This is a genomic window from Sorangium sp. So ce726, from assembly GCF_051521405.1.
Lineage (GTDB): Bacteria > Myxococcota_A > Polyangia > Polyangiales > Polyangiaceae > Sorangium.
The window spans coordinates 7,856,857-7,870,680 of sequence record NZ_CP150349.1; the positions used below are offsets into that span (position 1 = coordinate 7,856,857).

Annotated in this window: 6 protein-coding genes; 1 reads left to right on the forward strand and 5 read right to left on the reverse strand. The window is 72.6% G+C overall.

Going from position 1 to position 13,824, the window contains the following annotated elements; translation table 11 throughout:
* Positions 1-45: 45 nt before the first annotated feature.
* From WME79_RS29160 to WME79_RS29175, 4 genes are all read right to left on the reverse strand, one after another.
* Positions 46-1,461, reverse strand: a complete 1,416-nt coding sequence (locus WME79_RS29160) for a right-handed parallel beta-helix repeat-containing protein (RefSeq protein WP_437521421.1) — start codon at positions 1,459-1,461, stop codon at positions 46-48.
* A 67-nt stretch (positions 1,462-1,528) separates the two neighbouring features.
* On the reverse strand, positions 1,529-5,863 hold the full coding sequence (locus tag WME79_RS29165) for a protein kinase domain-containing protein (protein WP_437521423.1): 4,335 nt from the start codon (positions 5,861-5,863) through the stop codon (positions 1,529-1,531).
* Positions 5,864-6,002: 139 nt separating this feature from the next.
* Positions 6,003-8,537, reverse strand: a complete 2,535-nt coding sequence (locus WME79_RS29170) for a DNRLRE domain-containing protein (RefSeq protein ID WP_437521425.1) — start codon at positions 8,535-8,537, stop codon at positions 6,003-6,005.
* Positions 8,538-9,092: 555 nt separating this feature from the next.
* Positions 9,093-9,746: a Uma2 family endonuclease gene (locus WME79_RS29175; protein ID WP_437521428.1), complete on the reverse strand. Its 654-nt coding sequence runs from the start codon at positions 9,744-9,746 to the stop codon at positions 9,093-9,095.
* Positions 9,747-10,808: 1,062 nt separating this feature from the next.
* On the opposite strand from WME79_RS29175, the gene WME79_RS29180 reads away from it, so the two are divergent.
* Entirely contained in the window at positions 10,809-11,291 is a 483-nt protein-coding gene (locus tag WME79_RS29180) for a hypothetical protein (protein ID WP_437521430.1), read from the forward strand.
* Between the two features lie 109 nt (positions 11,292-11,400).
* Here WME79_RS29180 and WME79_RS29185 read toward each other — a convergent pair whose 3' ends face one another.
* On the reverse strand, positions 11,401-13,746 hold the full coding sequence (locus WME79_RS29185) for a hypothetical protein (protein WP_437521432.1): 2,346 nt from the start codon (positions 13,744-13,746) through the stop codon (positions 11,401-11,403).
* Positions 13,747-13,824: the final 78 nt, after the last annotated feature.

Below are 13,824 nucleotides of genomic sequence, written 5' to 3' on the forward strand. Positions count from 1 at the left end.
GTGGCTCAACCGATCCTTCCGGACGCCGCGCGCCGCGCCATCCGCTCAGCGCTCCACCACGTCCTTCGGGAGCACGTCCGGCGCCGCCGGCACCGGGTATAGCGCCGCCTCGTCCGCCCGCAGCGCTGGCGTGCCGGCCTCCACCGTGGGCTGCATGCCACCCGTGAAGTTCTGCTGGACGATCCCGAGCGCCTCATCGCCGTCGCTCAAGGTGATGTGATGGAGCGTGCCAGTGGCCTCACCGTCGATGAGCACGCTGGCGAGCGCGTTGCCGCTGAGGCTGGCGTCCGTGATCGTCGCCTCGGCCCCGTCGGTCCACGCGATCCCGTGCCCGACGTCCTCGGCGCCGGCGCCGAGCGTGGGCAGCGTCCTGCCCCTGGTCCTCGTCACGCTCGTTCGACAGATGATGACGCCCCTCGACTCGCCGGCGAGCCCGATCCCGAGCCCCTGATTCTCGTCGAGCCGCGCGTTCTCGAGCCGGAACGACTCCGGCACATTTTGGATCGACACCCCGATCACGTTGCGGTGGATCTCGATGTCCTCGTCGGGACCGTTGCCGCCGATCGTCGCCTTCGACCCGTCGACCAGCACGCCGTACGACTTGCTGTCGTGCACGCGCAGCCCCTTCGCCTCCACGTCCGAGCAGCTCGCGATGGAGAGGCCGCCGCCATACCGGCCGGTCTGGAATTCATCGCCAGGGCGCGTCGCGAGGATGTCGAGCCCCGAGATCGCCGCCCTGGCACCGAACAGGGCGACGCCCACGATGTGGCTGCCGCGCACGATCGAGCGCTTCACCTCGAGCGCGGGCTGCACGGATGGTTCGGCGCAGTCGGCGCTGCTCTCGACCCAGAGCCCCGGCCCGCCCGAGCCGGCGATCACGACCCGTTCGAGAGTCACCGCGAGCGGGTCTGTCGCGAAGAGGCCATAAATGGCCGCCCCCTCGATGCGCGAGGCGCTCACGGCGACGGAGGATCCCGGGTCCACGAGCATGCCGCTCTCCGCGCTGCCCCGCACGCGAACCGACTCGACCTTCGCGCCAGTGGCACCCCGGACGCGAATCATCGAGGTGGTCAGTCCTCGAACGACGGCGCCCTCCCCCGCCTCGAGCGCGACCTCCCGGACCGTGACGCTGCCGGCCGCCCTCCCCAGGAGGCTCACGCCGCCAGGGAGCGCCACCGCGCCGTACGTGCCCGGCGCGAGCGCGATGCACGTTCCGGGCACAGCCGCGGCGGCGGCCGCCTGGAGCTCCGCGTCGCTGCCCACGCGCTCGATCCCTGCACAGGTGACATCGTCCACGCACAGATCGTCATCGCAGACCGCAGCCTGGGGCACGCCGGCGCAAACGCCTCGGATCTCGTCCTCGGTCGGACACCCCTTCGGCCCATCATCGCCGCAGCCGGCCAGGACGCCGAGCAACCCGACGAGCACCATACCCCTCGCAACCAAAGCACAGCACTGCATGATGACAGTCCTCTCCATGGATTGCCTGCCCACGGCCGGCAACCGCCTGTTGACACGACCGTTCTGCCTACTCGGCTCTCGCGAGCCCCTGCGCGAGGATCCGCCCGCACTCCTCCGCCTTCTGGCGGAGATCTCCCTCGGTGAAGTGCGCTGACAGCGACGCTCGCAGCGCCTCCGTAGCCTCCACGGCCCGGGTGCGCAGGGCGGCGTCCGACGAAGGGTCATTCGCCGCGCGCGCGCAGGCTCGGGCGAAGGTCAACGCTGCCTCGCCAAGATAGACGCGCCCGGAGACCTCCGCGGTCGCGAGCGCCTTGCTCCCTGCAGTGAGAGCCTCCTCGAGCTCCCCGGCGGCAAGCAAGACGTCCGCCAAGTTGCGGTACATCGCTGCAAGGTCCGATCCAGCGCCAGCCTGCTCGCTCAGGCGCACGGCCCGTCTGGCGTGCTCCAGCGCCGCGGGGAACTCTTTCAACAGGAGCTCCACCTCCGCCAGGTTGCTGCACGTGACCGCGATCTGGTGCAGATCGCCGGCGCGCTCCTTGAGCCGCAGCGCCCGGAGGTAGATCGCCCGCGAGCCGGTCGCGTCGCCCCTCATGAAGCGCATGGCCCCCACGCCGTTCAGGGCAATCCCCGCGAGGTACGGGCTCGCGCTCTCCGAGATCATCCGCGACGCCTGCCGGTAGCTCCGCTCCGCGCCCACCATTCTGCCGCGCCCGAACAGCGCCGCCGCCACCCCGAACAACAGCTGCGTCACGTTCTCCTGCCACCGCTCGTCGTGCCGCTCGATCCTGCGGCACACCCGCAGCCCTTCTCGTGCGGCCTTCCAGCTCTCGTCCGGCCGCCGCTCGCGCCGGTGCAGGAACGCCAAGAGCGCGTACATCGCCGGCGTCTCCTCCAGGGCTCCAGCCTCCGTGGCGCGCGCGATCGCGCGCTCAACGAGCGGCCGCGCCGCCTTCGTCGCCCCCCGCACCTTCTGCACGAGCGCGAGCCGGTGATCCACGCGCGCCTCGAACCGCAGCGCGTCGGCCCGCTCGGCCTGCGCCCCCGCGCCGCCGCCCCGCCCTGCCGGCCGCGCGATCCTCGCCCGCGCCTCCTCGTACGCGCGCTCCGCCTCGTCGAGCCGCCCGAGCCGCCGCAGCACATCGCCGAGGTCGAGCCGCAGGCGCGCGCTCTCCCGCCAGGGGATCCCCGCCCCCTCCCTCTCTGCCTGGGTCTCCTCGCCCCCGCCGCGCCCGCTGCCTGCCGCGGCGCACTCCTCCAGCACCTCGTCGTGCAGCTCACGCGCCCTCTCCAGCTGCCGCAGCGCCTCGGCGTTCTCCCCGAGCGACGCCGCGTGCGCGGCCGCCCGCGCGTACGCCGCCGCGGCCCTCCTCGCGTCCCCGCCGCGGTCGTAGTGCAGCGCCAAGAGCGCGTCCCCCGCGCTGCCGGACGCGCGCTCCTCGAGCCACCGCGCGATCACGAGGTGCAGCGGCCGCCGCACCTTCACGCTCAGCATCTCGTACGCCACCTCGTACATCGCCGACTCGGCGAAGACGTACTCCCGCTCTCCCGGGAACATCGCCGACTCGCGCGGCCGGATGAGCTGCCGGTGTCGCAGCTGCGCGAGCAGCTCGGCCGGCGCCGCCTCTGGCGCGCTCCCCGGCGCGCCGCTCGGCTCCGGCCGATGCAGGCGCTCGAGCGCCCCCTCCCAGAAGGTCCGCCCGACAACGGCGGCCTGCGCCAGCATGCTGCGCGGCTCCGCCTCGAGCCGATCGAGGCGCGCCTGGACGATCCCCTGCACCGTCGCCGGCAGCGCGAGCTCGCCGAGCTGCTCCTCCCGGACGAACCACGCCTCCTCGCCGCGCGGCTCGATCACGCCCGCGTCCACCAGCAGGTGGAGCGTCTCCGCGAGCGTCAGCGGGTGCCCCTCGGCCCGGTCGGCCAGCGTGCGTAGCATGGACGTCGACAGCGCCGGCGCGCGCCGGAGCCAGTCGCGGACCATCTCCTCCGTGTGCCGGCGCGCCAGCGGCGCCAGGTCGACGCGGAGGTGCCCCGCCTTCCCCTGCCCCCAGGCGGGCAGGCGCTCGAGGAGCTCTGGCCGCGCCGCGCACACCGCCAGCACCGGCAGGTCCTCCGCGCGGACGAGCAGCTCGTCCATCAGATCGAGGCTCGCGCCGTCCGCCCACTGGATGTCGTCGCAGAGGATCACGATCGGCGCCGCGTCCGCCACGAAGCGGAGCAGCCGCGCGACGGCCGCGAAGATGCGCTGCCTCGCCGGGTTGCCCGCGTCGTCGAGCCCCACCGGCGCGGTCTCGTCCGCCGAGCGCGCCCCGAGGATGGCCGCGACCTGGCGCAGCGCGTCCTCGAGGTCCGCGGCATCGAGCCCCTCCGTGAAGGCGCGGGCCGGCGGCGCCTCCCAGGCCATCTCCCGCTCGCGCCCCCTCTCCTGCCCCTCCCCGCTCCTCCGCATCGCCCCGCGCCTCCGGAGCCACCGCATGCCGCGGCGGAGCTTGCGCATCACCGCGGCGGGCGCGTCGGTCTCCGCGATCTCGAAGCGCCGCCGGATCATCGACGCGACGAGCCCGTAGCTCGTGCTCCTGAGGAGCGGCGAGGACTGCGCCACCATCACCACGAAGTCCTCTTCTCGGCGGAGGATCACGCTCGAGAACAGGCCCGCGAGCATCCGGCTCCGGCCGACCCCGGGGGCGCCGATCAGCGTCACGAGGCAGGCCCTGCGCTCGGAGAGCATCGTCTCGAGCGCGTCGTTGAGCCGCTGCATCTCGGCGGCGCGACCCACGAGCTTCGTGTCGACCCCGTGGAAATCCGAGAGCGCCATGACCGGCCGGAAGGCGACGGCGCCGCGCACCTTGTAGACAGGGAGCATCTCGCCCCGACCTGCGACCTCGATCGGTGCGAGCGGCTCGACCTCGAACAGGTTCACCACCTGCCGGTACGTGTCCCGCCCGATCGCGATCGCCCCCTTCGGCGCCGTCTGCTGGAGGCTCCTCGCGGTGTTGACGGCCTCGCCGAGCACCGTGAACCGCGGGCGCGTCCCGCCGCCCGCCGGCTCGGCGAAGACGCGCCCGGTCGTGATCCCGATCCGCGCCGAGAGCCGCGCGCCCCGGAGCGCCCTCGGGAGCGCGACGCGCCCGATCGCGGCTTGCACGCGCAGCGCGGCGTGGACGGCGCGCTCGGCGTCGTTGTCGGTGGCGCGCGGGACGCCGAAGAGCGCCATCGCCCTGTCGCCGCCGGGCAGCTCCTCGACGAGGCCGCCCATGGCCTCCACCTGCTCCCTCACCGCGGCGAAGCAGCGGTCGACGATCTCTTTGACGTCCTCCGGGGCGAGGCGCGCCGAGAGCGCGGTCGCTTCCGCCAGATCGACGAACATCACGGTGCAGACGCGGTTCTCGCCCGCCGCGGGCGCGGCGAGCGCCGTGCGCTGCAGCTCCCAGCTCGGCGGCTCGCCCGGCGCCGAGGCCGCCCCGGAGGGAGATGCCTGCGCGCCGAGCGCGGCCGTGAGGGCAGCCCACATCTCGCCCACGTCGCGGAACCGGAGCCTCGGGCTGGGCGCGAGCGCGCGCGAGAGGACGGCCTCCAGGGCGGGGCTCGCGCCCACGCCACGCGCCGCGAGGCTCGGCCGGCTGCTCGCCTCGACGGCGGCGGTGTAGAGCTGGATCACGTCGTCGCCGGCGAGGCCCGCCTGCCCCGAGGCGACCTCGAGGAAGACCAGCGCCATCGCGAAGACGTCGGTCCACGGCCCGGTGGGGCCGAAGCGCCCGCTGAACTGCTCGGGGGCGCCGTACTGCGGGGTGAACGGCGGCATCGCCGTGCCGGGCTGCGTGCCCAGGCCGCCCTGCAGGGTGGCTTCCGAGATCACCTTGGCGATCCCGAAATCGAGGATCTTGAGGGTGGCGCTGCTCCCGGAGCGCGCGAGGAACAGGTTGGCCGGCTTGACGTCCCGGTGGGACACCTTCTCTTCGTGGGCGATCGCGAGCGCGGCCGCGGCGGGCGCGAGGAGGCGGATCGCCTCACCGACACCCCGCGGCCCCTCGCCAGCGGTGTAGCGGCGCCTGAGATCGCTGGCGAGCGTCTCGCCCTCCAGCCACTCCATCACGATGTACGGCGTCCACTGGCCGCTCGGCGCGGTGGCGGCCCCGATGTCGAGCGCCTGGACGATGCTCGCGGTCCGTTGCGAGAGCCGGTGCAGGAGCCGCGCTTCCGCGCGGAACTGCGAGAGGAGCCGCTTTCGCTCCTCAGCGCCGACGCCCGGAGGGATCCGGAGGCACTTGACCGCGACCGGGAGCTCGAAGCCGAGGTGCACGCCGCGGTAGACGACGCCGAAGCCGCCCTCCCCCGCGACGGATTCGATCGCGACCTTGTGGTCGAGGGTCGCTCCCACCCAGCCGAACGGATCGGTCGGTTGCATTCCAGCGGACAGCGTATCCCCGAACCCGGCCGAAGTGGACGAGGCCGTGCTCCCGGCCGGGCCGTTCGATGCGGTGGAGTTCGCCGTGCACGCGCTCCTCTCGGAGGAGCATGTCCCGGCGCTCGCCCGGTCTCGCGCCTCAGTCCGGCGCGCCCGGCGCGCCGAGGACGAGCGTTTGCTGCCCGGTATGCCCGAAGCTTTGCTCTCGGCTGATAGTGTTCGTCCCGTCGGTCGCGCTGAGCCGGAGGACGGCGGAGACGTCCGACGGAACGCCCGTGAGCGGGATCGAGAGCGCCGGCTGGCCGGTCCAGGATGCGCGCGCGGCCTCCTCGAAGACCCGGATCTGCGCGGGGGCATCCGGGGAGTCCCACGCGTCGATGACGAACGCATCGTACGCGCCCTGCCAGGCGTGGACCTCGACGGTCACCGGAAACGTCAGCTGTGACACGCTATACCAGCTGATATACCCGCTCCAGCTATCCTCTCCCGCGAGCCGGAACGAGAGGTTTCCCCACCCCGAGACGAGGGATCCCCAGCTGTTGTAGACCGGTGAGTCGAGCACATCGAACGACCCGCCAGCCTCGACCATCGCGCCCGGCCGGTAAGAGCCGATGACGGCCTCGCCGGAGAGCTCGTCGCCGTCAGGATCATCAGCGCCTGCGGGAATGATGACCTCCTGGCCGGTGATCGCGGGCGATCCAAGGGAGACCGCGGGGGTCAAGTTCGTCGCGAGGAACGCTCCCAGGGAGTTCGCATAGGAGCCCCCGCCCCCGCCGGTGCGCCCGTACGCGATGTGGACCAGGTCATCTGGGCCGACGGCCAGCGCGAAGAAGTTGCCGATAGGCAGCGCCGAGTAGGTCCACGTCCGCCCCGCGTCGGTGCTCTTGCAAAGGCGGACCTCGGATTCGCCGCCACCGAGGAACCACAGCGTCCCGTGGGCGTCGACGCGAGAGGCCTTGCGGTATGCGACCCCCTCGTCATGGCAGGGCAGCGTCGTGACCGTCGTGAAGCCGTCCGCGGAGCTGGCGTGGAACTGCTCCTGGTCAGAGCTCCAGAGGACGTGGATCGTCCCGTCGGGCGCGACGTCGAGGGAAGGGCGGTATCCGGTACCGACCGTCGTCGGAGCGGCGCCCGGGTCGTCAAGGTCCACGAGCACGATGGCCTGCTCTGGCCAGCCGGTGTAGAGCGCGAAGACAGCGAGCAGCCCACCGTCAAGGCCGACCGCCACGTCGAGACCAACGATCCTCCCGTCCCAGGGGTCGTCGATCACCTCCTCGACAGCTCCGCCCACGCCGTCGAGCGTGTAGAGGTAACCGCTCCTCGACCCGACGTTCGCCGCGGCCCAGCGCACCGTCCCGTCGGCGGGGAAGAGCGGCGGCGTGGACCACCAGTAATCGCGCTGGTCCTGGATCAGATGAGGCGCATAGCCGTCGTCCTGCCGGGCGTAGAAGCCTCCCCATGCGAAGTCGATCTGCTCGGTCCACACCACCCACGGCTCGCCGTCCGGCGCGAGCCCGAGGGCCGATTGACCCGGGTTGAAGGACCCGGGCCAGGAGAGCCGGCGGGACGCGCCCCAGTCGTCGGACGTGCGGAGGCTCATCGCCCCCTCGTCGACGAGGGCCCAGTAGACGGTGCCGTTGCTGCCCACTGCGAGGCTCGAGTTGTCGTTCGACCAGCGCACGGTCGCGGGCGCGAAGGTCCCGGCATTCCAGCGCTCGCCGTTGATGCGCACATAGGCCGGCCAGGAGCGCTCGCCGTTCAGCGCGAGCGCCGTGCCGCCCAGCGCGAACGATGTGCCAGTCACCAGCGTGTCGACCTCGGGAGAGCGGAAGTTCGGATCGTCGTCGATCTCGAGGTGGTACGACGACGCGCCGGCGATGGGCTCCCAGCGGATGGTCGACCTGCGATAGCTGCTCTCGGCGCCGGCCGCTGGCGTGGTGACAACCACCGGCGCGCCCGCACCGCCGCCGCCAGAGCCCGCATCGCCGCCGCCAGCGTCGTCGCGCGGCACGTAGCAGAGGTCCAGCCGCGGGCGCTGCTCGATGAGGGGCTTCTCGCTGCTCCGGTAGTCGGTGCTCTGGACCGGATCCTCCTCGAGGAGCACACCGTGGTTGGCGGACTCTCCGCTCACCCACGCCTGCGCGAGCGCCGTGATGTCGGCGGAGCGGAGGCCGACGCCCGCGCCGGCGGTGAACGACGCGGCGACCGTGGGGTCGAAGGCATCGCCGAAGCTCGACCAGGTCACCGTCAACTCGTCCCATGCGGCCGTTACGCGGTGGACGCGGACCGTGCTGTCCACCGTCTTGTACGTCTGGGCGAGCGACAGGCTCGCTGACACCACCTCGGCGCCCGCGGGGATCACCGGGAGATCGAACCGGAGCACGCTGCGCCGGAGCCCCCCGGCCGCGCTCGTCCCCGTGCTGAGGTTCGTGTTCGAGCCGTCGTTCCAGCGGGGCGCGCGGCGCCAGAGCACCGCGTCGGCCACGCCCCCCGGGTCAGCGCCGCGCTGCACGGTGATGCACACCGGTTCGCCGGGTGAAAGCGCCTGCGCGGCGCGGCCGGCGCCGTCAGCGCCCTCGGGGGCAGCGCCGCCGAGATCGACGCCGCAGCCGGCGACTGAGGTGAGGGCAACTCCAGCGCATATGGTCTTGAAGAGGGTTGTCTTGTTTCTCATACGATGGCGCAGAGGAGAGCAACCGGCGAGCCAGCCCCACTCAGCCGCCGCAGGTGACCCGCGCCGAGGCGTGGCCGCCGCCCCTGCCGCTGGGAGATGGGCAGGAGCGAACGGCGTTCCGGAAGGCATCCTGTCCGGCCTGCGCGCGGTGGGCTCACGGTCGAGCAGTCCAGGCGTCTCGATCGAACGGATCGATCCCTTTGATCAAACGATCCAATCCCGCGAGCCACGCGACATCCGGTGCCGTTTCCTGTGCCGCGGGGCGACAGAGCGCCTGCCGCGCCGCTACCGGCGGGCCACGCGCTCGGAGCGGATATCGCGCGCGCCGTACCAGAGGCCGCCGCGAGCCTGGACGCGGAGGGTCCGAGGCGCGTGCCACGGGAAAGGCGGCGAAATCCCCGGAAAAACCGAGGATATTTCAGCGGGCTGCGGGCCGGGGGACGCGCCTCTAGCGGCGACTCGCCGGCGATGGAGCGGGATGGTCCTGGACCACCTCCGGCGCGGTCTGCCGGGCTTTCGAGATGGCCCTGGACGCCTTCCGGCCGAGCGGGCGCCTCATCCCGGGGAGCGTCGCCGCGTCTTCCGCTTCCCTAGGGCTTGCGCCAGCTCTTCCCGCAGCGCCTGCACCTCAGCCTCCAGCTTTCCGTTCGCTTCGCGCGTCTTGGCCTCCGCCTCGCGCGCCTTGGCCTCCGCCTCGTCCGGCGTCGGCAGCAGATCGTGGCCTTCGCGGTCGCGCGCCAGCCGGAGCATGGGGCCGAGCGACGGGTCCTGCACGACGGTCCACCAGAGGCCCAGCGTCTCGCAAGCGCGCAGATCGGGGTCGTCGGACGCCCGCTCCACGAGATCGCCCTCCAGGGCGTCCCAGATGCGGATCGGTCGCTCTCGATCCTCGGGATCGAAGCGCACGACCTCCGGGATGCCCGCGGCGCGGTAGCGCTCGAGCTTCTCGTCCCAGTCGGGCTCGCCCTCGTCCGAGTCGCTCACGATCTCGACCCCGAGGTCAGGCGCCCCGTGCAGCCAGATCTTCCAGGTGCGGAAGGTCCGATGAGGCATACCCAGCCGGACGAAGGCGTCGGGGGCGAGGCGCTTCTTCGAGGTCCTCGGGTCCCAGTAGACGAACTGGTTCGACCCGAGGGTCGCCGAGTGCGCGAGCTCGCGCTTGAGGATGAGGTACAGCGCCGTGCGGAGCTCCAGGTGGCGGTTCGTCACGGGCACTTCTTCCGCCTCTGGGAAGTACACCGGCTCGGGCGGGCGGCTGTAGACGTGGGCTCCAATCCGGCGGCGGGGTGCGACGCCCGGACGAGGTGCAGCGGGCGGACGGGCCGTGGATTCGACGGCTGACATGGCCTGCGTCGGAGGATACCACGGCCGCCACCGCTGTGACATCGACAGGCCGAGGCAGCGGCTGCCAGGCGAGGGAACGCGCCCCGCGGCTCCGTCGAACCCTGGCGTGAACCGAGCGAGCGGTGGAAGTAACCCCTCGAAGGAAGAGGGCGCGCCTGACGGTGAGCTCATCGGCCCTTTGGGCCCCCCCGCGCGTCCACGCGTCCGCGCGACGCGGCGACAGCCGGGCGACCCTCTCGACGTGGCCCTGGCGTGAAGCGCTGGTGCGCGGACCGCTGATTGGCGTGGAGGTACTCCGCGCAAGCGGCCTGATCCCCGAGACAGCGCTTCACGCATGGCTGAGCCTCGGCGCGCGGCTCGTCCTCTTTCCCTGAGGTGGCGCCAGAGACCTGGGGTGACAAACGGATCGAAGCCTCCTGAATAGGGCAGAACTTCGAACCGCCAAGCGCGCCAAGGACGCCAAGCCTTTGTCATCTTCTTCGCGTCCTTGGCGCGCTTGGCGGTTCACTTCTCGGTTGATGAAAGCTGCGGACAGCGTCATGAGGTGACGAGTATTCCATGCCGTCGCGCGCGCGAGCGTCGCTCCCGATCCGCCTCGCACGCCCGCCCGCTGGACGATGGTGTTGCGACGGAAGACCGCCAGGGTGCGCGCGGCGTCTATCTCCGTACGCCGGCCTCATCACGCCCCGGCGGAGGACACGATAGACCTCGCCCGGGATGAGGCGAGCCCCAAAGTGACCCGCACGGAGCGGGAACAACAGCGGCCCGCGCGATGGGCTGTATCGGGCCTCCATCCAACGCTCGGAGGGGGATGAGCCACTACGGGGATTGGCTTGCCCGAAGGATACTCCTGGCTACCATGCGCGCTTCAAGACGCTGACACGCTTCAAGGTCCGCGAGTAGGTGGGACGGACAAGGAGGAACGACGTGGAGCAACACGCATGGAAGAGGCCGGGGCCTCGTCGTCTGGCGATCACGAGCATCCTTCTCGTCGCGGGGGCTCTCGCCTTCGCGTCCAGGGCGAGCGCCGACCACGACGAAGACAATCCGAGGTTCAGGTTCACGAACGCCGATTTCCGAGGACGCTATGCGGCCTCTTTCCAGGGACAGGCCGGCCCCTTTCAGGTCGCGGCCGAGGGATTCTTCGTCGCCGACGGCACTGGGAACATCACCTTGGCGAGGCGAACGAGCAGCGTCGGGGGGACCATTCTTCGACAGACGTTCATGTGTACGTATGACGTCGAACCCGATGGCACCGGCAGCGCCGACTGCACCACCAACGATGGGATGAGAGAATTGTACGATTTCGTCCTGGAACGCCAGGGGAACGGGGTTCTCTTCATTCGTACGCCGGTGCCTGATATCCCGCAGCCGAACTTCGTCGTGCTCGGCTCCGCCACGAGGAAGTAGAGCGCCGAGGCAGGTAGATGGGGGGACGAGCACGCGCACGGAGGCGCGCGCGGTGGATAGGAGCGGCCGACATCAAAGCGCGCTGCGCGACCGCGCTGCGCTCAACCCCTCAGCCGCCCGCGGCGTCCAGCATCGCCCGCAGGAGCGGCGGCGTGCGCCGCGGATCGCAAGGCGCCTTCACCGCCCGGCCCGCGACGACCGCGCTCATATGGCATGTCCCCGGCCGCGGCAGGTGATCCATCCAGTAGAGATCGAACCGGTCGTCGGGCGCGAGCCGCCGCACCATCGGCTCGAGCGGCAGCATCAGCCCCTCGCGGAAGCGGGCCAGATAGACCACGTTCGACAGGCGAACAGGAGAGTTCAGCCCGATGCGCCGCCGCGTCCCGGACGCGTACGGGCCCGTGTGATCGATGAACTCCACCGTCTGGAGATCGCCGTAAAGGTCCGGCTCCGTCTTCTCGACCGTCACCAGCGTCCACGCGCAGAGCGGCCGCTGCGCCCGCAGGAGCGCGCGCGTCATCTGCTCGAAGTCGGGCAGATCGGCGGCCGCCCGCGCCTCGGTGTAGTGGCCATGCGCGAACTGGTTGCGCTCGGCCTGCATCAGGTTCGAGAGCGTCTCGAACGTCTGGTTGTGCGACAGCTTGACGTCGAGCACCTCCCTCGCCATCGAGCCGATCGGATCGTCGCGATCGCCGAACGCCCGCGCCGCCGTGCGCGCGAGCTCGCGCCACGCGCCGAGCGCCAGGCCGTCGCGCGTGCGCGTGCGGCCGTGGAAATCGAGCAACGCGCCCCACCCGGGAGGCGCCCCGCCAGCGCCCGGACCGCCCGCGCCCGGACCGCTCGCGACGCCGCTGCGCGCCGAGGTCGGGGACGCGCTGCCGCCGCTGAAGAAGGCCGAGACGAGCACCGTCGCGATGAAGCGCCACGTGCCCTCGAGCACGTCGAACAGCATCTTCACCCGCTCGATCGCGCTCGACGCCCCGATCGCCGCCCGCACCCTCCCCGCGATGGGATAGGGCAGGCCGCCGCTCAGCGCCGAGAGCACCCCGTGCGGATCGCCGCACTCGCGCGAGATCTCCGCCGCCCGCGCGCCCGCGTCGGCGTCGTGCAGGAGCTCCCACGACAGGGTCCGCGCGTGCTCGACCCTCCCGTCCAGGATGGGCGGCCGGCCGTGCCAGTCGCACTGCACCGCGCTCGCCATCACCGCCGGATCCGCCTTGCGGGGCACACACGCGGCGACGACGCCGTGCGCGAGCGGCGCGATCAGCGCGCCGGCGCCCGCGTGGGTCGCGACGACCGCCGCGAGCTCCTGCGCGAGCGCCCCGATGACGTGCGGCCCGACGCCGCCGAGCGCGCTCTGCTCCTCGATGCCGAACAGGATCGTCGCCCGGCGCCCGCTCCGCGACGCCTCGAGCACCTCGAACGGCGCTGCGAAGCGCGCGCTGGCCGCCCCATCGCGGAGCTCCGCCACGGGGGTGGACGCGCCGTCCGCGCCCGCCGCGCCGCGCTCGCGCTCCGCCGCCAGCGAGGCGCCCCGCTCGCGCTCCGCCGCGAGCGACGCGATCGCGTGCAGGCCGAGCTCGACCTCGCGGCCGGCGACGTCCGCCTCGCCGGCGACCGTGAAGTAGCCGCACGCGAACGCCCCGAGCCCCGCCGCCTCCGCGGCCTCCAGGGCCTGCCGGGCCGCGGCGGCCGCCTCCGCGGCGCCGCCCCGCACGAGCACCACCGCCGTGCCGTCCGCGTCGCCGACCGGCAGATCCGGCCACAGCCGGTGCACAGCGACCAGCGCGGCCGCCGCGCGCGAGGGCGCGCCCGCCTCGATCGGCCGCAGCAAGACGAGCGCGCCCTGGCCCTTCCGCGCGAGGAGCGACGCGCACTCCTGCTCCAGCCCGGCGCGCGCGAGCAGGCCCGTCGCCGGGTCCACCGCCCCGGCAGGGACCGACAGCGCGGCGTAGCGGCGGTCGAAGAACGTCGCGCGCATGCCGCCGACGCAGACGAAGGTGCCGTGCACGAGCGGCGACTCCTCCCCGCGCGCCAGGTGCCGCGCGCCGACCTGCACGGGCACGCTGCACTCCTCGCGGCGGCGCAGCCACCAGCGCACGCCGTCGTGGCGCAGCGAGGCCGCCAGCCGCGACGCCACGTCGGGGTAGACGAGCTCGTTCCGCTCGTCGCCCACGCGCTCCACGCGGCCGAGCCGCAGCGCGCCGACCGGCTCGAGCCGGAGCTCGTGGAGGTAGCCGTCGCGCCCCTCGATCCGCAGCCGATCCGGCGCGGCCACCTCGCCTCGCCACAGCGAGAACCCGGGCGCCTGCGTGAGCCAGAGCGTGGCGCCGCCCGCCGCGACCGACCGCAGCTCGGCCCCGGGCGCGCCCTCGCAGCCGCCCGGCTCGACCGGCGCGGGCGGGACGCTCTCGCCCGCCGGAAGGTCCCCGCCGCTGTCTCGTCCGCCCGTCACGCGTCCCTGTCCATGCTGATGCCTGCGAGCCGCGTCCCCCGAGCATCCGGGGGGCTCCTTGGGCGATTACCGCACCGC

Bases quoted from the DNA above. Each gene is read 5' to 3' on its own strand.
- WME79_RS29160 (WP_437521421.1), bottom strand. From the start codon at position 1,461: ATGCAGTGCTGTGCTTTGGTTGCGAGGGGTATGGTGCTCGTCGGGTTG.
- WME79_RS29170 (WP_437521425.1), bottom strand. From the start codon at position 8,537: ATGAGAAACAAGACAACCCTCTTCAAGACCATATGCGCTGGAGTTGCC.
- WME79_RS29165 (WP_437521423.1), bottom strand. From the start codon at position 5,863: ATGCAACCGACCGATCCGTTCGGCTGGGTGGGAGCGACCCTCGACCAC.